This is a genomic window from Enterobacter cloacae complex sp. 2022EL-00788, assembly GCF_026627565.1.
GTDB lineage: Bacteria > Pseudomonadota > Gammaproteobacteria > Enterobacterales > Enterobacteriaceae > Enterobacter > Enterobacter pasteurii.
On the sequence record NZ_JAPNMC010000006.1, the window covers coordinates 235,441 to 259,232 of the forward strand.

A 23,792-nucleotide genomic window follows, 5' to 3' on the forward strand; every position below is an offset into this window, starting at 1 on the left:
TGATTAATTCCAGGATGCACTAACATCTATTCTTCCCTGCGCGGTAACTTCGCCAAACCAGCTATTTCCGTCGTAGGTAGTTTTCGAGACCGGGTTGTCCATAACAAACTGCAACACCAGCGGCGTTTTCCATAGCCACATATCGGTCACGCCGGAGCTCATTTTGTCCCACTCTTCCGGGTGCGTAGCAGGCGCGGGGATCGGCAACACTTCGCCCTTACAGTTATGCGCCATGCTCGCCTGGCTTTTCCCCACCAGCACGTTGCCCGGAATGGGAACCGTAAAACCGTTGCCGCTGAAGGCGCAGTAGTCCACCCCGTTCAGGCTTTGCGTTGGCCCGGTTACTTTTACCGTGACCGCGATCGCCGCATCTTTTTGCGCGCCGCTGTAGGTGATGGTGTAGGGGATCTCAATCGGCGTTTCGCCTATGGTGCCTTTTCCGGAGCCGCCCAGACCGTCAGGATCGAGGGTGTAGTCCGGGTTATCGGGCACAATTTCCAGACCCGGCTCGATAGGGTTAATCACCAGTCCGCCTCCGGGCTGGAAGCAGAAGTCCGCCGCCAGCGAGCTGTTGCCCGGCGTCAGGCACAGGCTGACGATATTGCCGATGCTGCTGCCGTCCCCCGCCTGCGCCACGCTCAAAATCAACGCCTTTGGCAAAAAGATCTTAAGGTACGCTTTGCCGCCGTTTTTCTGCGGCGCCGCGAGGAACGTGTTCGCCAGCACGCGCGTATCGCTCAGGATGCCGCCGGAGATGCTGTACCAGGTGTTTTCATCGAAGGTCAGCTCCGCGGCAAGCCCGGTACCGCCGTTCATGTGCGTTTGCAGCACGCTGTTTACGCGGGAAGAGGTAAGCGCCAGCCCCCCGTTGTAGCCGGAGATATCTTCACCAATAAAGGTGTACTCGAGCAGGTCGCACAGCACGCCAGACACCGTGTTACGCGTGTATTTTGTGCAGGTGGCCCCCGTCGATCCGTCAATAATCGTCACTTCGCCGCTGATCGGGTCAATCCCCAGGTTAAGCGCCCTGGAGTTGGTCATCGTCAGCGTGCCCACCTTGTGAAGCGTATTGGTGGTGGTGACCTTGTTGATGGAGCTGATTTGCGGCGTGGAGGTGATGGTCACCTCATCGCCTGGCGCGGCGTTGAGCAGATAGTTGAAGAACGGATCGCCCAATACCCAGCGTCCATAAGACGTGCCGGGCTCCATCACCGGAGGCTTCACCACCATCGACGTGTCGGTATAGCTGGTCGTCGGGGTGTAGCCCGCGGTGCCGCAGGACGAACACGCTGTCCCCTTAAAGAACGGCGAGGCGCTTGAGCCGGTCACCGAAAAGTCGATGGTCAGCGCGCTGCCTGCCGGGCCGTTGAAGCTGTTGTCCGGTATGTAGGTGGCGATCCCGTTATTCGTTTTCGCGCTCAGCGTCGGCCACTCGCGCGAACCGTGTAAAAACGCGGTCGAGGTGCTGTTCAGGCTAAACAGCCCGGCGCTGTTTCCCGTGCCGTCGTTATCCGGGTTATTGATGGCGAAGTAGGGCAACTCCTGCGCACAGGCCGCCGCGCTCATCAGCAGCAAATTAAGAGCGAATATCTTTTTCATCGTCACGTTCCAGCGTTCCTTTTGCTTCCTGCCAGACGAAATCGCCTTTATTACAGGAGATGTCCCCGAGCCACAGCGCGCCGCGGTTAGACTCAATATCCAGACGCACCTCGCAGACGCTGTCGTCCGGTGTGGCAATACTCAGGACAGGGTTATTCTTATCAACGTCAATCACAAAGCGTCCGTCGTTTTCCGTACGGGTCAGACCGACGTGGTTTTTGATTTGCGTGGCGCCAATCGGGTTACCGTTTGCATCAACGAGACGACCAAACAGGGTGACGATTTTCTTCACCTGCGGCTTCATTACCACCGTATTGCCCGGATAGACGGTGATATGGCGACGCGCGTTCGCGCCAATCTCATAGCTTTCCGTACCGGTTTCACTGTTCATCACCTCCAGGTCATAAGCCTGGTATGCCGGCAGCGACAGCCAGGTTTTATCCCCTTTGATGCGTTCCGCACGCCCATTAAGCTTCAGCGTCAGGGCTTCATCCGGCTTAAGGCCGGTGCTGACGATCACCCCTGCGCTTTCGGTGCCTTTCCCGGCGGCGATCGCCTCTTTGGACCAGCCCACGCTGCCGTCGCTGGTCAGCGTGGAGTTCCAGCCTTTGCTCATGCCGCTCTGGACGCTAAGAATGTTGCTGTTCCACGGCGTGTCGAAATTCACGCCGCCGCCGCCGCTTACGCTGCGATCCTGGCGACTGTTGAAGGCCTTCGAGACGTTGGCCGTGGCCGACTTCAGGTAATCGCCCTCAAACTGGCGGCTGGCGCTGACGTTCAGCGCCGTACCGGTATCACGATTGTGGGAGACCCCAACCGACACGGTGTTTCCGATCGGTACGGCGAAATCGAGCATCACATAACGATCTTTCTCCTCGTAATAGCCGTCGTATTTGTTCCGCGACATCCCTACGCGCAGGCGCGCCGTGCCGTAGCGACCGGCGTAAAGCCCCTGGGAGTAATCCAGCTGGTAGCGTTTATAGCGATAAAGGTCGTCTTCCTGGCGCATCACGCTCAGGTTGCCCGCAGAGGGCAGCCCGAACGACGGCAGGCTGAACGAGGCGCCCCAGGTGTTGCCCTTGCTCTCATAGATATCGAGGAACTTACCGCTGGAGAGCTGTTCATGTGAGTACCAGACCGAACCGATCTGCCACGGCAGGCTGAGGTTCGCGCCGTAGTTGGCGCGGTACGTCCCGTCGGACGCGGCCATGGTCTGGGTATTAACCGAGAAATAGCCCGTCAGGTTCAGGGAGGCCCACATCTCGCCAACGATGTGTTCCCGCATCATGTAGGTGGAGGCGTTCCAGTCGACCATCCCGCTGCGCTTGCTGAACGAGGCCCCCACCAGCGACATGGTGTCTTTATGTTTGGTGTCGTAATCGTAGTAGTACGTGTTGTCCTGCTCGTTTTTGCGCTTCGCGTATTTTTTATAGTTAACGACGGACTTATCGCGGCTATACATCCCGCCCCACATCTGCCAGCGCAGCGTTTCCGACACGTTGCTGGAGAACGGCTTATTTACGGTGTACATGCTGCGCGACACGGTGCGGCTGCCGCTTACCACTTCGACTTCGATGCTGTAGATCCCGTAGGGCAGGCTGCTGGTGTCAATTTCATGGTTGCCGACGTCGAAGCGCTGGATACCGATAAGCTGCCCGTCCCGACGAATGCGGGCCTCGCCCGCCGTAGGGAAGTAGACCACTACCGGCGTCAGGGAGAGCGTGTTATCGCGCTTGCGCGAGTTGGCCTGGTTGCCCATGGAGACGCCGTAGACCTCACCGCCGGAAATACCGCTGACGCTTGCCAGGGACTGCATCGCCCAGCCGTTCAGCATGCCTGCGGCGTAGCGCATCCCCTGATAGTCGCGCTCCCACATGACCGCGTTCATCTGGGTGTCGCTGCTGCTCTCGTTGACGTAGCCAGAGCCGTCGATCAGCAGGTGATCGACGCCCATCGAGATCCAGTTTTTGGCATTCAGATAGCCGGATGACCAGCTTTCGCCGTAGCCGCTCTCGGTGTGATACGCCCCAAGGTTGTAGGAGAATGTCCCGCTCAGGTCGTCGGACGTCGGGGCATCAGTATCCACCTCACGCGGACGAATATTCACCCCGTAGTCGCTCTTCGACAGGTTCAGCAGCAGGCGCATTTTTTTCTGATCCAGCTGGAACGCTGAACCCGCGCTTACCGGAATGCGCATCTGGTCATCAAACTGCTTATCGTTAATGCTTTGCAGCAGCGTCCGCATCTCATTAGAGAGGCGGATGCCGTTATCAGACTCCTGGACCTGAACGTCCCTCAGCCCCAGCTTGCGATCTTTTGCAAAGAGCGTCACGTCACCGATACGAACGTATTCGCTCGCCGTGCCTTCGCGATTCCCTTGTTGCGCTGCCTGAGGACGCGCATTCACCAGATAGACGGGAATTTTGATCCCCTGCTCCAGCAATCCATAAAGCGAGTCGGGAAAACGGTAATTAGCGATAACCACGGAGCTTGAGGCTGCGTACGCGAGCGCGGGCAGCGTGCCGGATGCGCAAGCCATCATTACCGGCAACACTAATTTATTTTTCACCATGCATCCTTACTTAACAGGAATGAACTGTTTCAGGTCCCATATTCCGAGATGAAAATGGTTATCCGTAATGTTGATATCCTCGATAGCGCGCGAGGTTTCCGGCATCAGGTAGAAGTTTTTGGTACACGGCGTTGTCGGGGATTCCGGGTTCGGCTTCAGGCAGGTCCCGGTCGCGTTGACGCGAAAAGAGGTGTTACCTTTATTGGTTATTTTTCCCGCCACGTAGACGAAATCGATTTTCTTATCCCGGGGCTGTACCACCAGAATGGTGCTCACCACCGCGCGCGTCATGCCCGTGCCGTATTTTGGCGAACCGTTGTCCACCTCTTCGCTCACCCCCTCATCCGTGAAGGTGATACGGTAGTAACGCTCTTTATTGTCGGCATTACCGTGATAGTAAAATTTGACAATATTGCTGGTACCGGCGGGCATCACCATGCGTGTCGGCGTCAGCAACAGCTCGTCCACTTTCTCCGGGTTAATCACAACACCTTCATCCATCGGGCTGCTGATCCGCTGTGCGCGAACAGAAACAATACGCACGCTGTCTGCTTCGTTTTTTATTTCCTTGGCGGTGGAGTCAGCGTTCGCTGGAATAATGGTGGTGACTTTTCCCACATTAATGGCCAGCGCGGAGGAAGAAATAAACAATAAAAATAAGAAGGCGGATTTGAGGTTAAACATGCTATTTCCCTAAACAGGGGCTTGCGCCCCTGGATCGATCAGGCCTTAGCCCCAGGTTGCGCGGAACGCAACAGAAACGGTACCTTCCCACAGGCTGTTGGTCAGGTCTTTGAACTCTTTCGCGGTACCCGCGTTGTCCTGAGCGGAGTCAACGTAGAAGACGAATTTGTCCTGGCCGGTGATTTCGGTATCAGCCACAGCGCCAGCGCTGGTGGTCAGGTTCCACAGGCCAGAAGACACGCCGGTGTTGGAAGAAGAATCAACCAGCGTGGTCCATGAGGTAGATTTTGCGCCCACGGTGCCACCGATAGAGCCCAGGTCGTTACCGCCCCAACGCGCGCCCACTTTCAGCTTGGTCGCTTCACCGCCCACGCTGAACAGGGTGTTGTTTGAATCGTCGAGGATAGCTTCGAGCTTAAAGCTGGTCGCCGTAGAGTGATCGCCACGGATAGCCACGTCAAAAAGACCGGTATCGGTGTTGAAAGATTTGGTATTGGCGCTGTAAACAAAGTTCAAAGCACGCGTTGGCGTAACCACCAGATCGGATTCGCTGTCTTTAGTTGCGGTTGCCTGCCAGGTGGCAGAAGCCGTCGTTTCTGCAGCATTAACTGCACTCAGGGCAGAAACAGACAGCAGGGAGCCCAGAACGATAGCGTTCAGTTTGTTCATTTATTTAGTCCTTCAAAAAAGAATCCACATGTATAAAAAGGGGAGCCCCTTTTTCGAGGCGGAGTATAGACAGCCGCAAAATAACGAGGCAATACAGAAAAATTCACTCAGCGATAAGCAACAATAAAAAGAGAAATAAATTCCCCGTATCTTATTGTTACATATTGAGTAAATTAGTCTTTTTTTTGGCGATAGATAAATATCGATTTTTTCATCGAAGCGAAATATCAGGATGTTGGCACGGCCACGCACATCATTACAGGTAAAACCAGCCCCTTAATTAACCACGCTTGTTTTTTGACGCTGGTAATATAGAAGAAGTTGATATTATCAAGTAACATTTCGTTTACAACGCCGTCGGGTGCCATATCGTCTTCAGATTTATTCAGCTTTTTATCCTTGATATAAAAAATATTACTTCCGTCGACCTTTTCCACGCTGAGCGTGTAATTCCTGTCGATCAGATAGCTTTTGCCCTCTTTCTTCAGTACGCCTTTATGGATAACCGTCACCATATCTTTACTGTTAAACAAGAAGAGCGTGGTTAATGACATATCGGTTGAATCACCCGTGGAATAGGTTTTCCAGGAAATCGTATCTGACTGGCAGCCAAATCCTTCGTCCTGGGTTCTCGTTAAATAGACCCATACCAGCGTGATAACAGACAGCAGTAGTACGATACCGAACATTACACTCATTTTAGTCCTTGACATATTTTAACTCCCGGTCAGGCTTCTGTAAGAAATGCAATTCTTATAATCGTCGATACTGTCCTGTTGATAACAGATAGCCAGAAAATAATTTTCCATCTGCGACTTTTTAAACCTGGAATAGTAAGCGTCCGCAACTTGATGCTGGCAGTCGATATGCTGCTTCGCGATGACCTCTTTTACGTGATTAAAGTAGTGCTGTCGCGGCTGGAACATATTCTTATCGATAAGGTATACCGTACACCGGTCCACTTTACCGAGCAGATGCATATCAGAATCATTCATGCTGTCGGCATAAGACACGCGCTGGTGCAGCAGTAATATGACGGCGCCGATAACCAGCACCAGCAACAGCATGCCCAGCGAAATTAAGAGCGCGGGCACCGTTATTATTCGCTTAGGCGGATCCGCGTCTTTCTTATGCAGTAAAGCGTCGTTCACTTCAGATGCAGATTGTTCGTTAAGAGCGGGAACAACCGGCGGCCTGACCGTGTGATGCTCAATATGCGCGGCAAGGCTGAACCCCTTGCCGCGTATGGTTTTTATCAGTAAAGGATCGCACCCTAACGTACGAAAGGCTTTTCTGATTTCACTTATGGCAACATTCAGGCTCACTGAAGAGCCGGAGAAACCGTGATCCTCCCAAACCTTTTTTATCAGGTCGTCTCTGTCGAGCGTTTTACCATTATTGATAATAAGTTCATAAAGCAGACGTCCCGCCTGGTTAGATAACTTAATGGAAGACTCTTCTTCTCCATTAATCATGATCATGCCGGTGTCTACTTCATAAAGCATTGTGAGATCAATGAGATACTTCATATTATTATTACGCCATTGTTAAATTTTTGTGCATTTGCCAGGCAATAATAAGTCTAAAGTTTGTGTGGTCAAGTCGCGTGATATTAATTGAGAGACGAATTCATAAAGCTTCATTAATTAACGATTATTAAATCATTAATAAATTTCTTCCAACATGAACATTTAGGTTAAAACTTTAAGAAAAACGAATCCTCAAGATTATAATCTTAAATATTAGAATATATTGGAATAATGTTTCGCTATGTACATTTTTAGTGCAACATAATATCGTCAAAGCATCCTCCCGAGTCGCTAAGCGTCTGGCCGGTGTGTCAGGGAGATGTGCAGCCGATGAACATTCTTTTTAAATAAAACAAATCTTTATGGAGTTTATCATGTTCAAATCGATCATGACCGTATCTATGCTGGCCGCAGCAATCGCTTCTACCAGCGCTGTGGCTGCAGACAATTCTGCGGGTGGTGTCATTAACTTTACCGGCGCAATTACCGATACAACCTGTACCATTAACGGCGGAAAAAGCGCGGACTTTACCGTTGCGCTTTCTCCTATTTCGGTAAAGGATGCCGGCACGACGGTTGGCCTGATCACTAAAAATAAAAAATCTATCGCGCTGACGTTCTCAGGTTGTTCACCTGCCGCGGGCACCACCGGCACGCCGCTGAAAGTCTATTTCTCAAGCGCGGATAATATCTCTACCGACGGCAAATACCTGCTGAATAACACGGTTAACGAAAACGATACCAGCGTTGCGCGTAACGTTGGTTTTGCGTTAGTGAAGCCAGGGTCGTCTACGCCTATTGCCCTGAACCAGGCTTACACCACCGATATTATGGGTACGGCGACCGCGCCGGATTCTGAAACCCTGACGCTGGACGTTTATTACTACAAAACCAACGCGGCTGCCGCAACGGTGGGTGAATTAAGCTCCAACGTTACCTATACCATTTCCTACCTGTAATATTAATTATTCAGGCTCTGTTTTCGCAGAGCCTGTATTGAAGGTTGCAATCATGCGTAAGGCAATTTTGCTGGCAGGCCTGCTGCTCAGCACGGGTCACTCATGGGCCAATATTGTCATTAATGGCACCCGTGTCCTTTATCCAGAAAATAATAAAGAGGTAATTGTCCAGTTAATGAATACGGGCGATGCGCCCGCTCTGGTGCAGTCCTGGATAGACGATGGCGATATTAATTCAACGCCGGAAACAGCAAACGTGCCGTTTCTGCTTTCGCCACCGGTAATAAAGGTCAGCGAACATAATGGTCAACAGCTTCGCATTAAGAAGCTGCCGTCCAGCTTGCCTGCGGATCGTGAATCCGTCTTTTTCCTGAACGTTCTCGACATTCCGCCAAAGCCTGAAAATTTGCAAAATCAGAATACCGTACAGCTGGCCATTAAATCACGCATCAAGCTGTTTTATCGGCCCGCTGCGCTCAACGGCACGCTGGAAGACGCGGTGGCAAAACTGACGCTCGCCGCCGACGGGGATCGCTTCCGCATTACGAATAACAGTCCGTACCATATTACCGTCGCCAATATTTCACTGGGTAAAACGAAATTACTCCAGGAGTCCCCGATGGTTTCCCCGTTCGGGCAGCTGACGGTTACCGCAAAGCAGACGGTTAAGCGCGGACAGCGCTTCCAGCTGATGTATGTAGACGATCTCGGCGCGTATAAAACCCGGACTATCACCAGTCAGTGATCGGAAAGACTCACCATGAAAATGAAACAAAACAGACTCTGTCTGCTGGCAGTCTGCTCGCTTCTGCTTACGCATAAATCAGGGGCCGTCTCGTTTGATCCCTCCCTGCTTGCTGGCGCATCCGGTGAGTCCGATCTGTCTCGCTTTTCCGAAAACAACGTCATGCCTGCCGGCAATCAGGAGATGGACATCTACGTGAACGGCAGCTGGAAGGGGCGATATACCGTGGTCTACGGCGAGCAGCGTGATGACATCCGCCTTGCCTGGAAAGATGCCCGGACGCTTGGCATCAACACCGCGTCCGTTCCCGCGCCCGCCATTGCTAATGGGCAGGTCCAGCTGCGCGATTTGGTTCAGGGCGGCGACGTGAAAACCGATACCGGCACCCTGAGCCTGGCGCTCACCGTTCCCCAGGCGGCGGTACTACATACTGAAGAAGGGTACATTGCCCCGCAGTTCTGGGATGAGGGGATACCGGCGCTGATGCTGTCGTGGAACACGACCTGGTACAACACCCGCGCGAAGGGCGCAGCGAAAGATACAAACGATGATTTTTATGCCGGGCTGGATTCCGGCGCAAACCTGTTCGGCTGGCAGTTTCGCGACAGCAGCACCTGGCGGAAAACGGCCAGCGGAGAGAGCAGCTGGCAGAACAATACCCGCTATCTGCGCCGTCCCCTGGCCTCGCTGAAGTCCAACCTGACGCTGGGTGATTTTTATATTCCGGGTGATCTGTTTGATTCGCTTCGCGTGCGCGGCGCGTCGCTGGCATCGGACATGAAGATGCGCCCAAATTCACAGCAGGGATTTTCGCCGGTGGTCCACGGCGTTGCGCGGACTAACGCCCTGGTGAAGGTTATCCAGAACGGCAACGTGATCTATCAGGAAAACGTTCCGCCGGGCCAGTTTACGCTCGACAGCATTCAGCCTACCGGTTCCGCGGGCGATCTGCTGGTCGTGGTACGCGAAGCCGATGGTTCCCGGCAGTCCTTCACGGTGCCGTTTTCCGCCGTGCCCGGCATGCTAAAAGAGGGGGTGAGCCAGTACAGCGTGGTGGCGGGCAAGGTGCATCAAAACACGCTCGACGCCGAACCCGCCTTTCTGCAGGCCACGCTGCGCTACGGGTTTAACAACCTCATCACCGGGTATACCGGGACGATTTTTAGCGATAACTACCAGGCCGGGCTTGTCGGTACCGGGTGGAACCTTCCCTTTGGTGCCGTCTCGTTCGACGTCACCCACGCAAAAACGACACTACAGGATCGCTCCAGCAGCGGTCAGAGCTATCGCGTGTCGTACAGCAAATTTATCGATACCACCGCCACCAACTTCACGCTGGCGGCCTATCGCTATTCCACTAAAGGCTATTACAGCTTCAGCGACGCGCTCTATTCACGTGAAGGTTATCAGCGCCTGAGAGCGCAGTACGACAATTATGAAGAGCGGTTTGGCGTTGCGCCCGACATGTCGCTGAGCACCTGGGATGCCCTGCGCGCGGCGCAGCCCAAAAACACCTTCACGCTTAACCTTAACCAGCGCCTGCTCGACAACTGGGGCACGGTGTTTATCTCCGGCACGCAGCGCGATTACTGGAATTCGCAGCAAACCTCACGCGAATATCAGATGGGCTATTCCAACGCGATTGGCCGCGCCAGCTACACCGTATCGGCCAGCCGGGTACGTAATAATGATAGCGAACAAGAGACCCGCGTTTACCTCTCCCTCAGCCTGCCGTTCTCGCTGTTTGATAACAATGCGTGGATCACCTCCAGCCTGACGGCCAGCGATTCGCATTACGAGCAGAGCAATATCAGCATGAGCGGAAACGCGATGGCGTCGAACCGCCTGAGCTATACCCTCTCCGGCAGCAACGCGCGCGGTGGAAAAAACGCGGCGAGCGTGAACGCGGCGTATCGTTCTAACGTTGCGACGCTGGGCGGCTCTTACAGCGAATCTTCCGACTATCGCCAGACCGGGCTCAGCGGGCGCGGAAGCCTGGTGGCCTTCCCGTGGCACGTTCTCGCCTCAAACGAAACCGGCACAACCATGACTATTGTCGATGCGCCTAAGGCCGAGGGGCTGATGGTGAACGGCGATGAAAGTATTGTGACCAACCGCGACGGCGTGGCGCTGGTGCCTTACGCCACCCCGTATCGTAAAAACGCCATTACGTTAACTGAAACGGAAAACAGCGCTGGCGCGGAAGTGATCGGCAACATGGCGAACGTGGCTCCCTACGACGGGGCGGTGAGCTATGTCCGCTTTGAAACCGACAAACGCCAGTCGTGGGTGCTTCGCGCGGCGCGTGCCGACGGTAAACCCCTGCCATTCGGGACCGAAGTCCTGGACGAGCACGGTGGATCCGTCGGGTATGTCGGCCAGGCCAGCGTGCTTTATATCCGCGCTGAACAGCCGCCACGCGCGCTCAACGTGCATCTTCGCGGCGGTAAATGCGAAATTTCCGCGCCGGCATGGGGGCTGGACGGCCCGCCATCGGTCTGCCAATAATTACGGATTATCAATATGATACGTTTATTTGTTTTCCTGCTTCTTTCCAGTATCAGCGGGTTGAGCTATGCCACCTGCTCCGGCAGCAGCATCGTCTATGGCACGCCCATTTCGGTCGATTTATCGGATAAGCTGAGCCCCGCCACGCCGACCTGGACCGGAAGCTTTACCACGCAGTACAGCGGCACGTTCAACTGCACGACGGGCAACAGCCAGTTTTCATACACGCCTATCCTGTCGACCGACAGCCAATACGCCACCATCCTCGGGTTCAGCAATAACAAGTATATGGTGCGGGCGGAGATCACCAATCCTCCGGCCAATAAAACGCTGGCCGCCAGCGGAAGCCATACGGCGGCTGAGCTGAACACGCCGTTTACGGTTCGCTTCACCCTCGTTAGCCAGAGCGGCACCACGCTTACGGGCGATACGGCGAACATGAGCGACGTTCTGTTCGTCAGCGATATGAGCGGATTGTCGTTTCTGGAAATCGTCCTCTGGCCAATCAATCAGGTCATCAAAATCGCCCAGTGGTTATTCAGCGGGTTCAAGTGGCCTTACGACAACCGCGATATGTTCGGTCAGCCGATGATCATCAAATATGCGCCGAAGCTGACCACCTGTTCGTTTGATAACGCGGGACTGACCGTGGCGCTTCCGACGCTCGGCATTCCCCAGCTCAGCGCATCCTCCCAGCCGGGGCTGACGCCTTTTTCACTCAACATGAGCTGTCAGAACGTGGGGGTTAACGGGAATTCCGACCGGACAATCGAGATGTTCCTCTCCAGCACGCAGCTGCTGTCAACCGACAATTCGGTGCTGATCGACGGCAGCAGCGGCGCGGCGCAGGGCGTTGGGCTACGGCTGATCAAACGTGATGCCCCACAAACGCCGGTCGCCTTCTCCACCTCCACCACCAGCCGCGGTAACGCCACGATGCTTTTCAGCGTAGCGGCCGGCGCGGCCCTGAGCGAACATTTCACTATACCTATGGCGGCGTACTATTACGCGTGGGCACCCGCTCAGGCAAGCCAGGGCAAGATCAATACCTCGGCTACGCTGAATATTATCTATCCCTGACGGGACCCGTGCGGGCAGGCTACTCCTCCATTTTTCCAACCGTATGCAGATACTTAATCAGTTCGCTATGGTTGGAAAGATTCAGCTTTTTCATCGCATTGTGCTTCTGCGTGGCAATAGTGCTGACGGAGCGGTTGCGATGACGGGCAATTTCAGTCGTTGAAAAACCCTCCACGATAAGATGGAGCACCTCCCACTCTCTGGCTGAAAGAATGGAACGCGATCGCGAACCTGCCCGCATTGCCTGCCTGAGCCAGGAAGAGATCAGCGGTTTTGGCATTTCCGTCATGAGTAACGCGGGTATCTCCTTCTTCAGTTCTGAAAACTCATCCTGCTGGCTAATGGTCAGCTCAAATTTCATCTGTAGCACTTTTTTTAACAGCCCGTACGGCAGTTCGGGCACCAGAAGCACCCGCCTGACGTTATGCGTTTTGCATAAGGCGGTGAAACGGCTGCTGACTTCAGTGCTCCACTCCTTATGATTCAGCAGATAATTAAATTCGGTTAAAAAAATATCCACACCATTATCAGCAACGGCTGCCAGTGCCTGTTCAGTGGAATCGACCAGATTAATTTTCAATACGTAATCGGGTAAAAGGTCATGCAGCGCCTGGAATATTATCTCTTTAAAGATATTTATTTTGTAAAACACCATTACTCTTACGATACGTTCAGTATTAATCATGTCATTTCTAAATTATCGTGACCGGAGGAAAAGGATAATAGTTTATGTCCTCACCACTCTCAACCTCTACGCGCCAGGATTTTATCCTTCTCATGACTAAAATTCTGAACGAGTACATTAAATTTATAGAAAATATTCTATTTTATTCTGCAAGCTTCTCATGCCTTAAAGGCCAGACCTGCAAATAATCCTGCCGGGATCACAGAACCACCTACAAGGACAGTATCAAAACCGTTGAAAAAACGTGGGTTAGCCACATTAAAAACCACCTCAATGGTTATTAAGCTCTAATTTTCAGAATAAAAAGCTGCTGTGAATATTATTAGAAGATTAAAACAATTACATTTATCATTAAAACCGCTTTTCAATTTTATCTTTTGTTAATAACAGGCAGTAGCTTTACTCAACAGTTTGTATTGGCTTACATTGATGCTATCGCACAACACTATTTAAACGGTGTTCACTACTCTTTGTGTAATAAGAAATTGCGCGTCCGCCAGTTTCTCTTATACGGACTGTTTACTCAGCGAAAGGAGAATGCCAATGCAAAATAAAAAAACAATTCATGTTGCTGTTGTCGACAGCTGCGAATTCACGATGATTGGCCTGCAATCGCTTGGAAAGCGTGAGCCTGATGAAAATCACGAAGTTATTTTCCATGGATTCACCCATATCGAAGAGCTTGCAAATTGCGAACAGCTTTTTGATATCATCATTTATGATCCATTGAATACGCGTCATTTCAGGGTGACAACCAATGACGACATTCTCTGTATTAAACAACAGCAAAAAACGGCGAAGATCTATATTTATTCGCTGTCTGCGGGCTATTTAAAATTCAAGCACGTTGATGGCGTCATCAGCAAAAGGGTTTCCCTGGGCGATATCAAAGCGCTGTGGCAAATACTGATGAGCCAGACGCCACAGGAATCAGGCCGCTATAACGTCGGCATGACAACCCGTTTACGCACGCCGGCAAGGCTGTCCAGCGAGGAAGCCAGCGTACTGCGCGGCTACTCCTGTAATCTTAAAACCAAGCAAATTGCCCGGCAGCTGGGCTGCAACGTCAGGCTCGTTTATTTCTATAAAAACAATGCCATGAATAAGCTGAAAGCCGTGCGCGGCCCGTCGTTTTATCAAAGCATTCGCTGGATCCTGAATTAAGTGTGTGACCGTGTGTCGTTTGCCTTTTGTTCCCGCGTCCGCGGGAACCTTTTTTGTTTCTGAAGGCTGCTCCATGTATACCGTTCTTCCCTCCCCCGTATTGCAACGTATCTCAGGGCTGCGATTCCAGCCGCTTGTCGATCTCCGGTCGGGACAGGTTGTTGCGCATGAAGTTCTCGTGGAGATCCCGAACGTCAATCTTGAGGTGTTGTTTGCCTCGCTGCCTTCGCGCAGCGCGCTGCAAATCTTCTTCTGGCAGGCCAGTACCCTTTTACAGATACCCGGCCGGGATGCCTACTGGCTTAACCTCCCGGCGGAACATCTCCTCGACGAACGCGCTGTCCGGCTATTGCTCGCGTTACGTCATCAGCAGCGGTTAACGATTGAAATTCAGGATCCCCTTGCCCCCACGCGGCTGAGTGAGGCGGAGCAACGTCGCCTCTGTGCCACGCTTGTTCGGCTAAAAGAGGCGGGCTGGAAAATCTGGCTGGACGATCTGACCCGGGACCTGGCAGAGGAGTACCGGCGCCTCGCCCTTCCGCTGGACGGCGTGAAGATCGACCGCTCAGCGCTGAGCGGTGATGCACCGCTTGCCCCGCTGGTGAAGGACATCAGGGCCGGTATCGCTCGGTCTGTACTTATTGAAGGCATTGAGAACTCGCGGGATCTGGAGCGCGCCCGCGCGTCCGGTGCGCAGCTTGGACAGGGTTTCCTGTGGCCCGAAGGCCGAACGGACGCCAGCGTAACGCGATGAAGGCCAGCGGATCGCGGGCCTTCAACTCGCGTATTACCAGCCCGGCACCGCTCCGCCGTTGAAAATCGTCTCTGCCGCTTTTGCCACTTCAGGCGACTGATAGGACTGAATAAACGCCTTCACGTTCCCGGCGTCTTTGTTGTCTTCACGCGTGACGATAATGTTCACGTAAGGCGAGTTTTTATCTTCAATAAAGACGCTGTCATGCACCGGAGAAAGCCCGGTTTGCTGGAGATAGGTGGTGCTGATGATGGCCACATCCACCTTCGGATCGTCCAGCACACGCGGCAGCTGCGCCCCTTCCAGCTCCATAATGTTCAGGCGCTTAGGATTGGCGGTAATATCCAGCGCCGTCGGCAGCAGGCCCACGTCCGGCTTCAGGCTAATCAGCTTCTCTTTTTGCAGCAGCAGCAGCGCGCGGCCAAGGTTTGTCGGATCGTTGGGAATGGCAATGGTGGCGCCGTCCTTCAGTTCAGAAACCGATTTAATCTTGCGGGAATAGCCTGCCATCGGAAAGACAAAGGTGTTCGCCACGGCAACCAGCCTGTAGTTATGCGCCTTATTATCCTGCGCGAGGAACGGGCGATGCTGAAAGACGTTGGCATCCAGTTCCCCCTGACTGGTGGCATCGTTGGGCAGCAGCGAGCCGCTAAAGCCTACCAGCTCCACGTCCAGACCGTATTTCTCTTTCGCCACCTTTTTGGCGACTTCCGCCACGTCCTGCTCGGCGCCGTTAATTACGCCGACCTTAATGTGTCTGGCATCACTGCTGCTTTGATCGCAGCCCGCGATCAGCAGGCCAGTCAGGAGAAGCGCACCCAGTCGAAGTTTCACGAGACAGTTCCTTTTGATAAACGTTTTAAAGACTATATCGACAACGAGGCGGCAGGCTAAAAAACGAAAAGGAATCAGTAAGAGGGATAAGTTATATATGTTTTTGCAACGTATTCGGAAGGATGCAGGCCCGGTAAGCGTAGCGCCTCCGGGCGATGACGCTTACGAAGCTACCGTCCAGTCTTCTACGGTAAGGTTTTGCACCATCCCGAACGCGCGGTCGTTCGTAACAATCGTTGTGCCACGGCTGATGGCATGTGCCGCAATAAGCTGATCCAAATCGCCCATTACTTTCCCTTTTTTTTCCATTGCTGCACGAAGTTCACCGTAGGTGGCCGCGGCTGCGCTATCCCAGTCGCAGATAGTGATGGTTTTAAGAAATTCCATTATGGTTTCGTGCAGCTTGTTGTTTTGCTTTTTGGCTACGCCATAAAGCAATTCAGCCTCCGTTACGCTTGAAATACACATCTTTTCTGGCGTGATGTGCGAATATCGGTTTACAACCTCAGGATGCTGCCTCACCAGATGGCTTACGATGTTAGTGTCCAGCATATGCAGCATCTTCTACAGCCCTTCGAGAGGATCTCTTGTCGTATAGCTTTGATTGCGCTCCTCTTTACTCAGAAAAGAATCAGGCACATGCGTTTGTTTGAGCATACGCAAAAAGTTATCCCTGTGCCGTTCTTTCTCAGACCTCGCCGTCAAAACCACATTCCCCTCTGCATCCCGTTTGATGTAAACACTCTCCGTTTCAAACGCAAATTCCGCAGGCAAGACCACGACCTGGTTTCGCCCTTTTTTAACGAGTTTCGCTGTGCGCTCCATGGCAACCTCTGTAGGTTTATTGACCAGCCCACAGCATGCGCTAACGTCCCGGGAGGCGACAAGGGAGACATCTCAAATTCAGAAAGCGACTCGCAATAATTAGCGGTATCGCTAACGTTACTGGTGGTGCTTTCGCAGCGGCGCCACGCGCTGGCCGTGATGGGCAACGGCATCGGCGGCTAAAGGTTTTTCGTCAGATAGTGTCTTTGCATCCCCTCATAAGGGTAGTCCTGCAAAGACATTTGTAGCCGGTAGCCCTGTTTCTCATAGAACGGACGCGCCTGGAAGCTGACCGTATCCACCAGCGCATGCCTGCATCCTTTGCGGCGGGCGTCGTCTTCGGCCGCTTTGATAAGCTGGCTGCCAACGCCGGAACCGCGCACGCTCTCGCTGACCCACAGATAATCGATGTTCAGCCAGTCGCCTTTACGCACGCCGATCAGCCCACCCAGCATGACGCCGTTATCGTCTCGTACATAAACGCCTGTATCGCCGCTGAAGTTCGAGAGATCTAAAAACTGCGCGTTATAGGCGCGCAGCCCCGTTAATAATTCTTCTTTTTCTTCAGAAGTAACGTTATCTGTAATACTCAGGTGCATAATACTCTCCTTATTTTCAGCGCAATCTGAATATCTCACAGTTTAAAGTTCATAAAAACTCCTTATTTTCTCCATTGTTTATACCAGGAAATATTTATTCAATATGTAAATAAAAAAAGCCTTTCCAATAGACTCCTGAAACGTATAATGAGAACGATCATTCTCACTTTTACACGGTAGCACACGATGAGCACAACGCTGGAAGAACGACAAAAACTGCGCCAGGACGAGATCATCACCGCCGCGCGCCGCTGCTTTCGCGCCAGCGGGTTTCACGCGGCCAGCATGTCGCAGATCGCCAGCGAGGCGAAGCTCAGCGTCGGGCAGATTTACCGCTATTTCAGTAACAAAGACGCGATTATTGAAGAGATGATCCGCCGTATCATCGACTCGCGCATCCAGGAGATGCAGGGTAAAACGCTGGTAGAGGGGATGCCGCAGGCACTTGCCTGGCGTCAGACGCTCAACGAAGACGACGATGCGCTGATGCTTGAAATGTCCGCCGAGGCCACGCGAAATCCTCATGTTGCCGCCATGCTGACAGAAGCCGAATCACGTATGTTCGCCAACGCCTGTGGGCACCTGAAAAAGCAGTTTCCCCACCTGAGCGATGAACATATTCGCTGCTGCGTGGAGATTACCGCCGTGATGATCGAAGGCACCATTTATCGTCGGCTCACGCCGTTAAAAGTACCGTCAGAACAATTAGAGCCGATTTATCAGAACATTTTAAATATGCTTTTCTCTGCGAAGTAATCGCATGTGAATAATTAAACGAGATAAGTAATTTCTCGTTTTTAACATTTCTGGCTTAGCCAGAGATGCGGTATCGCTGTGCCTTTAAATAGCCCTCCTCCCTGTTAAGCATTTAACAGGGCAGGCTTCGTTCACCCTGGAAAAAGATTATGAAAACCATAACAACCTCCATCGCAGCATTACTCCTCCTGACCGGGTGCGATAATGCACAAACGTCTGCTCCCCAGCATCCTCTACCGGAAGTGGGGATTGTCACGCTCATGAGTCAGCCCGTGTCCGTCGTCAGCGAGCTGACCGGCCGCACTACCGCCGCGATGAGCGCCGAAGTGCGCCCGCAGGTGGGCGGCATTATCCAGAAGCGGCTTTTTACCGAAGGCGATACCGTTAAAGCCGGACAGGCGCTGTATCAAATCGATCCTGCCAGCTACCGCGCCGCATACGATGAAGCCGCCGCCGCGCTGAAGCAGGCGCAGGCGCTGGTCCAGGCCGACTGCCAGAAAGCCCAGCGCTATGCGCAGCTGGTGAAAGACGACGGCGTATCGCGTCAGGATGCGGAAGACGCTAAATCCACCTGCGCGCAGGACAAGGCCAGCGTCGCGTCAAAGAAGGCCGCGCAGGAGAGCGCGCGCATTAACCTCAGCTGGACCACCATCACCGCGCCAATTGCCGGACGCATCGGGATCTCGTCCGTCACCCCCGGCGCGCTGGTAACGGCCCAGCAGGATACCGCGCTGGCGACCATTCGCGGGCTGGACAGCATGTACGTTGATTTAACCCGCTCCAGCGCCGACCTGCTGCGATTACGCAAGCAAACCCTCGCCAGCAACAGCGATACGCTGAACGTGTCCTTAATTCTCGAAGACGGCAGCACCTACAGCGAAAAGGGCCGCCTGGCGCTGACCGAAGTGGCAGTGGATGAGTCTACCGGCTCGGTTACCCTGCGCGCCGTCTTCCCGAACCCGCAGCACCAGCTTCTGCCGGGCATGTTCGTCCGCGCCAGAGTGGATGAAGGCATCATGAATGACGCAATCCTCGCGCCACAGCAGGGCATCACCCGCGACGCCAAAGGCACCGCCACCGCGCTGGTAGTGAACGCCAGCAACAAGGTAGAGCAGCGCCAGCTCGAAACGGGCGAGACCTACGGCGACAAATGGCTGGTGCTGAGCGGCCTGAAGGCCGGTGACAGGCTGATAGTGGAAGGCACAGACAAAGTCACCGCCGGGCAGGAAGTGAAGGCCGAAGAGATGAAAAACGCAGGAGGGAACGCCTGATGTTTTCCCGTTTCTTCGTGCGTCGCCCGGTTTTTGCCTGGGTGATCGCCATTCTCATCATGCTCGCCGGTGTGCTGGCGATCCGCACGCTGCCGGTCGCGCAGTACCCGGACGTCGCCCCGCCGTCGATCAAAATCTCTGCCACCTACACCGGCGCCTCCGCGCAGACGCTGGAGAACAGCGTAACGCAGGTGATCGAGCAGCAGCTCACCGGGCTGGATAACCTGCTCTACTTCACCTCCACCAGCAGTTCGGACGGGTCGGTGAGCATCTCCGTCACCTTCGAGCAGGGAACCGATCCGGACACCGCGCAGGTACAGGTACAGAACAAAGTCCAGCAGGCGGAATCGCGCCTGCCGACCGAGGTGCAGCAGTCCGGGATCACCGTTGAAAAGTCCCAGAGCAACTTTCTGCTGATCATGGGCGTGTATGACAAAACCGACACCGCCAGCAGCTCGGACATCGCCGACTGGCTGGTGAGCAATATGCAGGATCCGCTGGCGCGCGTGGATGGCGTCGGGAGCCTGCAGGTGTTTGGCGCGGAATACGCGATGCGTATCTGGCTCGATCCGGCAAAACTGGCCTCTTACTCGCTGATGCCTTCAGACGTGCAGAGCGCAATTGAAGCGCAAAACGTGCAGGTCTCCGCCGGTAAGATCGGCGCGCTGCCCTCGTCGAACGCCCAGCAGCTGACCGCCACCGTGCGCGCCCAGTCGCGTCTGCAGACGGTCGATCAGTTTAAAAACATCATCGTGAAGAGCCAGTCCAGCGGAGCGGTGGTGCGCATCAGCGATGTCGCCCGCGTGGAGATGGGCAGCGAGGATTACACCTCCACCGCGAAGCTGAACGGCCACCCGGCGGCGGGTATGGCGGTGATGCTTTCACCTGGCGCGAACGCGCTCAACACCGCGACGGCGGTGAAGGATAAAATCGCCGAGTTCAAAAAGTCGATGCCGGAAGGCTACGACGTGGCCTACCCGAAGGACAGCACCGAGTTCATTAAGATCTCGGTTGAAGACGTGATTCAGACCCTGTTTGAAGCCATTATCCTCGTAGTAGTGGTGATGTACCTGTTCCTGCAAAACATCCGCGCGACGCTGATCCCGGCGCTGGCGGTGCCGGTGGTCCTGCTCGGCACCTTCGGCGTGCTGGCGCTGTTCGGTTACTCCATTAACACCCTGACGCTGTTTGCAATGGTGCTGGCCATCGGCCTGCTGGTGGATGACGCCATCGTGGTGGTGGAAAACGTCGAGCGTATTATGCGCGACGAAGGGCTGCCCGCCCGGGAGGCCACCGAAAAATCGATGGGCGAAATCTCCGGCGCGCTGATCGCCATTGCGCTGGTGCTCTCTGCGGTATTCCTGCCGATGGCCTTTTTCGGCGGCTCGACCGGGGTAATTTACCGTCAGTTCTCGGTCACCATTATTTCGGCGATGTTCCTCTCCGTGGTCGTGGCGTTGACCCTGACGCCCGCGCTGTGCGGCTCAATTCTGAGACACTCGCCTCCGCACAAGAAAGGTTTCTTCGGCGCGTTTAACCGCTTCTACAGCAGAACCGAGCATGGCTATCAGAACAAGGTGCTGCGCGCCCTGCGACGCTCCGGCGGCATGCTGGTCATCTACGCCCTGCTCTGCGGCGCCATGGGCTTCGCCATGCTGAAGCTGCCGGGCAGCTTCCTGCCGACGGAAGACCAGGGCGAAATCATGGTGCAGTACACTCTCCCAGCCGGCGCAACGGCGGTACGTACTGCCGAAGTTAGCCGTCAGGTGCGAGAGTGGTTCCTCACCAAAGAGAAAGCTAACACCAACGTTATCTTCACCATTGAGGGCTTCAGCTTCAGCGGCAGCGGCCAGAACGCCGGGATGGCGTTTGTCTCCCTGAAAAACTGGTCCGAACGTAAGGGTGATGAAAACACCGCCCAGGCCATTGCCCTGCGCGCCACGCAGGAGCTGAGCGCCATCCGCGATGCCACTATATTTGCGATGACGCCGCCAGCGGTAGACGGCCTTGGCCAAAGTAACGGCTTTACCTTTGAGCTCATGGCCAGCGGCGGCACCGACCGTGACACGCTGCTGAAAATGCGTAATCAGCTGATTGCCAGGGCTAATCAGGACAGCTCGCTGCACGCCGTGCGCGCCAACGATCTGCCGCAGATGCCGCAGCTTCAGGTCGATATTGATAACAACAAAGCGGTGTCGCTGGGGCTGTCCCTGAGCGACGTCACCGATACCCTCTCCAGCGCCTGGGGCGGTACCTACGTGAACGACTTTATCGATCGCGGCCGCGTGAAGAAGGTCTACATCCAGGGCGACAGCGACTATCGCGCCGTCCCGTCGGATCTTAACAAATGGTACGTGCGCGGCAGCGACAGCACCATGACCCCGTTCTCCGCCTTCGCTACCACGCGCTGGGAGTACGGTCCGGAAAGCCTGGTGCGCTACAACGGATCGGCGGCATATGAGATTCAGGGCGAAAACGCCAGCGGGGCCAGCTCCGGCACGGCAATGAGCAAAATGGAGCAGCTGGCAAATAGTCTGCCGTCCGGCAGCACCTGGGCCTGGAGCGGTTTGTCCTTACAGGAGAAACTGGCGAGCGGCCAGGCGATGAGCCTCTACGCCCTTTCCATCCTCGTGGTGTTCCTGTGTCTGGCGGCGCTGTATGAGAGCTGGTCAGTACCGATTTCGGTCATCCTGGTGATCCCGCTTGGCGTGCTGGGCGCGGCCGTGGCCGCCTCCCTGCGCGGCCTGAACAACGACGTCTACTTCCAAGTGGCGCTGCTGACCACCATCGGCCTGTCGTCGAAGAACGCCATCCTGATTGTTGAATTTGCCGAAGCCAAAGTCGCCGAAGGTTACTCCCTGACGCGCGCCGCCCTGCGTGCCGCCCAGACGCGTCTGCGTCCCATCATCATGACCTCGCTGGCGTTTATTGCAGGCGTAACGCCGCTGGCGATTGCCACCGGCGCGGGGGCCAACAGCCGCGTGGCGATCGGTACCGGCATAATCGGCGGAACGCTGGCCGCGACGCTGCTGGCGATCTTCTTCGTTCCCTTATTCTTCGTACTGGTGAAACGTCTGTTCTCCGGTAAGCACGCAAACCGGAGGTCATAATGTTTCGTGTAACCGTATTAACGTTAGCGCTGCTGAGCGCAGGCTGCGTGTCTTTAGATCCAACGTATCAGCGCCCGGACGCTCCCGTTCCGGCAACCTTGCCCGGCGCGCACGGCGAAGCCACCGCCGTGGTGAGCCAGTGGCAGCAGGTGATGAACGATGCACGGCTGAAAAGCGTGGTAACGATGGCGCTGAACAGCAACCGCGACGTGCAAAAAGCAATTGCCGATATCGACGCCGCCCGCGCCCAGTATGGCGAAACGCGCTCGTCACTCTTCCCGACGGTGGACGCAGGCCTGAGCCATACCCGCAGCCGCACGCTGGCAAGCGGCGTCGCCACAAGCGACGAGGCCAACGGCGCGGTCTCCAGCTTCGAGCTGGATCTGTTTGGCCGTAACCAGAGCCTCTCGCGCGCCGCGCGTGAAACCTGGCTTGCCAGCGAGTTCACCGCCCAGAACACGCGCCTGACGATGGTCAGCGAGCTGACCACCGCCTGGGTGACGCTGGCGGCGGATAACAGCAACCTGGCGCTGGCGAAATCCACCATGGAGAGCGCGGCGAACTCGCTCAGGATCGTGAAGCGCCAGCAGGAGGTGGGCGTGGCGGCCGCCACGGACGTCAGCGAGGCGATGGCGGTTTACCAGCAGGCGCGCGCCAGCGTGGCAAGCTACCAGACGCTGGTGATGCAGGATAAAAACGCCCTCAATCTGCTGGCGGGCGATACGGTGCCGGAGAACCTGCTGCCCGGCACGCTGGAAAGCCTGGGCGACAACGCCATCACGCTGATCCCGGCGGGGGTCAGCTCCAGCGCGCTGCTGCGTCGTCCGGATATTCAGGAGGCGGAACATAACCTGCTGAGCGCCAACGCCAGTATCGGCGCGGCGCGCGCCAACTTCTTCCCGTCGATTTCGCTCACCGCCAGCGCGGGCGTCGGCAGCGATTCGCTGTCATCCCTGTTCAGCCACGGCATGAAGGTCTGGTCGTTCGCGCCGTCCATCACCCTGCCGCTGTTTAGCGGTGGCAACAATATGGCACAGCTGCGCTACGCGGAAGCAGAGAAGAAGGGGCTGATCGCCACCTATGAGAAGACCATCCAGAGCGCGTTTAAGGACGTGGCCGACGCGCTGGCGCGCCGTGAAACCCTGAGCGAGCAGCTGGATGCCCAGCGTGAATACGTGGCGGCGGAGCAAAAAACGCTGGACGTGGCGACCCGCAGCTATAAGGCGGGCGCCGGGGATTATCTGACGGTGCTCACCGCGCAGCGGTCGCTGTGGTCGGCGCAGGAATCACTGATTGCCTTACGGCAAACCGACCTGGAAAACCGCATCACGCTGTGGCAGTCGCTGGGCGGCGGGATTGAATAAACCGGATACGCGGCGAGTGGATTATATGGAGGATTATTGAGTTTTCGCCGGGTGGCGCTGCGCTTACCCGGCCTACATCACACGT

21 protein-coding genes are annotated in these 23,792 nt (G+C 55.0%); 10 read left to right on the forward strand and 11 right to left on the reverse strand.

Annotated elements, in window-relative coordinates; translation table 11 throughout:
* Window positions 1–3 precede the first annotated feature (3 nt).
* From OWK27_RS11865 to OWK27_RS11890, 6 genes are all read right to left on the reverse strand, one after another.
* Complete coding sequence (locus OWK27_RS11865; protein WP_148420410.1) at window positions 4–1,599, reverse strand: receptor; 1,596 nt, start codon at window positions 1,597–1,599, stop codon at window positions 4–6.
* Entirely contained in the window at window positions 1,577–4,171 is a 2,595-nt protein-coding gene (locus tag OWK27_RS11870; protein WP_267590452.1) for a CS1-pili formation C-terminal domain-containing protein, read from the reverse strand. The genes OWK27_RS11865 and OWK27_RS11870 overlap by 23 nt, the downstream gene beginning before the upstream one ends.
* A 6-nt stretch (window positions 4,172–4,177) precedes the next feature.
* Window positions 4,178–4,855 carry a pilus assembly protein gene (locus OWK27_RS11875; protein ID WP_176609095.1) on the reverse strand — a complete coding sequence of 226 codons (678 nt, stop codon included), beginning with the start codon at window positions 4,853–4,855 and terminating at the stop codon, window positions 4,178–4,180.
* A 45-nt stretch (window positions 4,856–4,900) separates the two neighbouring features.
* Window positions 4,901–5,524, reverse strand: a complete 624-nt coding sequence (locus OWK27_RS11880) for a common pilus major fimbrillin subunit EcpA (protein WP_148420407.1) — start codon at window positions 5,522–5,524, stop codon at window positions 4,901–4,903.
* A gap of 227 nt (window positions 5,525–5,751) precedes the next feature.
* Window positions 5,752–6,222 carry a hypothetical protein gene (locus OWK27_RS11885; protein WP_148420406.1) on the reverse strand — a complete coding sequence of 157 codons (471 nt, stop codon included), beginning with the start codon at window positions 6,220–6,222 and terminating at the stop codon, window positions 5,752–5,754.
* Window positions 6,223–6,240: 18 nt separating this feature from the next.
* Window positions 6,241–7,053: a winged helix-turn-helix domain-containing protein gene (locus OWK27_RS11890; protein ID WP_148420405.1), complete on the reverse strand. Its 813-nt coding sequence runs from the start codon at window positions 7,051–7,053 to the stop codon at window positions 6,241–6,243.
* A 374-nt stretch (window positions 7,054–7,427) separates the two neighbouring features.
* Here OWK27_RS11890 and OWK27_RS11895 point away from each other — a divergent pair, with 374 nt between their 5' ends.
* Genes OWK27_RS11895 through OWK27_RS11910 form a run of 4 tightly spaced genes read left to right on the forward strand, consistent with a single transcriptional unit; the run spans window position 7,428 to window position 12,345 of the window.
* Entirely contained in the window at window positions 7,428–8,012 is a 585-nt protein-coding gene (locus OWK27_RS11895) for a fimbrial protein (protein ID WP_148420404.1), read from the forward strand.
* Between the two features lie 52 nt (window positions 8,013–8,064).
* Entirely contained in the window at window positions 8,065–8,757 is a 693-nt protein-coding gene (locus OWK27_RS11900; protein ID WP_148420403.1) for a molecular chaperone, read from the forward strand.
* Between the two features lie 15 nt (window positions 8,758–8,772).
* On the forward strand, window positions 8,773–11,265 hold the full coding sequence (locus OWK27_RS11905) for a fimbria/pilus outer membrane usher protein (RefSeq protein ID WP_267590453.1): 2,493 nt from the start codon (window positions 8,773–8,775) through the stop codon (window positions 11,263–11,265).
* Window positions 11,266–11,280: 15 nt separating this feature from the next.
* Window positions 11,281–12,345: a fimbrial protein gene (locus OWK27_RS11910; protein WP_267590454.1), complete on the forward strand. Its 1,065-nt coding sequence runs from the start codon at window positions 11,281–11,283 to the stop codon at window positions 12,343–12,345.
* 19 nt (window positions 12,346–12,364) lie between these two features.
* Here the strand turns inward: OWK27_RS11910 and OWK27_RS11915 are convergent, their stop codons facing one another.
* On the reverse strand, window positions 12,365–13,000 hold the full coding sequence (locus OWK27_RS11915) for a response regulator transcription factor (protein ID WP_148420482.1): 636 nt from the start codon (window positions 12,998–13,000) through the stop codon (window positions 12,365–12,367).
* A gap of 573 nt (window positions 13,001–13,573) precedes the next feature.
* On the opposite strand from OWK27_RS11915, the gene OWK27_RS11920 reads away from it, so the two are divergent.
* On the forward strand, window positions 13,574–14,194 hold the full coding sequence (locus OWK27_RS11920; protein ID WP_267590455.1) for a LuxR C-terminal-related transcriptional regulator: 621 nt from the start codon (window positions 13,574–13,576) through the stop codon (window positions 14,192–14,194).
* Between the two features lie 73 nt (window positions 14,195–14,267).
* Window positions 14,268–14,948 (forward strand): EAL domain-containing protein, encoded by a 681-nt coding sequence (locus tag OWK27_RS11925; RefSeq protein WP_267590456.1) that lies wholly within the window; start codon window positions 14,268–14,270, stop codon window positions 14,946–14,948.
* Window positions 14,949–14,981: 33 nt separating this feature from the next.
* Here OWK27_RS11925 and nlpA read toward each other — a convergent pair whose 3' ends face one another.
* The 4 genes from nlpA to OWK27_RS11945 all read right to left on the reverse strand — a co-directional run bounded on the left by nlpA (window position 14,982) and on the right by OWK27_RS11945 (window position 17,206).
* Entirely contained in the window at window positions 14,982–15,782 is an 801-nt protein-coding gene (nlpA, locus tag OWK27_RS11930) for a lipoprotein NlpA (RefSeq protein ID WP_267590457.1), read from the reverse strand.
* A gap of 162 nt (window positions 15,783–15,944) precedes the next feature.
* Window positions 15,945–16,343, reverse strand: coding sequence for a type II toxin-antitoxin system VapC family toxin (locus OWK27_RS11935; RefSeq protein ID WP_176609103.1), 399 nt, complete (start codon window positions 16,341–16,343; stop codon window positions 15,945–15,947).
* Between the two features lie 3 nt (window positions 16,344–16,346).
* Window positions 16,347–16,607 (reverse strand): antitoxin, encoded by a 261-nt coding sequence (locus tag OWK27_RS11940; protein WP_242174302.1) that lies wholly within the window; start codon window positions 16,605–16,607, stop codon window positions 16,347–16,349.
* Between the two features lie 179 nt (window positions 16,608–16,786).
* The gene (locus OWK27_RS11945; RefSeq protein ID WP_148420396.1) at window positions 16,787–17,206 is read right to left on the reverse strand and encodes a GNAT family N-acetyltransferase; all 420 of its coding nucleotides are present in this window, start codon (window positions 17,204–17,206) and stop codon (window positions 16,787–16,789) included.
* A 186-nt stretch (window positions 17,207–17,392) separates the two neighbouring features.
* Between OWK27_RS11945 and OWK27_RS11950 the strand changes: the two genes are divergently transcribed.
* The 4 genes from OWK27_RS11950 (at window position 17,393) to OWK27_RS11965 (ending at window position 23,707) form a co-directional block, all read left to right on the forward strand.
* A complete protein-coding gene (locus OWK27_RS11950; RefSeq protein ID WP_148420395.1) occupies window positions 17,393–17,962 on the forward strand; it encodes a TetR/AcrR family transcriptional regulator in 570 nt (189 codons plus the stop codon).
* Window positions 17,963–18,111: 149 nt separating this feature from the next.
* Entirely contained in the window at window positions 18,112–19,233 is a 1,122-nt protein-coding gene (locus OWK27_RS11955; protein WP_267590458.1) for an efflux RND transporter periplasmic adaptor subunit, read from the forward strand.
* Window positions 19,233–22,343, forward strand: a complete 3,111-nt coding sequence (locus OWK27_RS11960) for an efflux RND transporter permease subunit (protein WP_148420393.1) — start codon at window positions 19,233–19,235, stop codon at window positions 22,341–22,343. Before OWK27_RS11955 ends, OWK27_RS11960 begins: the two co-directional genes overlap by 1 nt.
* Window positions 22,343–23,707, forward strand: coding sequence for an efflux transporter outer membrane subunit (locus OWK27_RS11965; protein WP_267590459.1), 1,365 nt, complete (start codon window positions 22,343–22,345; stop codon window positions 23,705–23,707). The genes OWK27_RS11960 and OWK27_RS11965 overlap by 1 nt, the downstream gene beginning before the upstream one ends.
* Window positions 23,708–23,792: the final 85 nt, after the last annotated feature.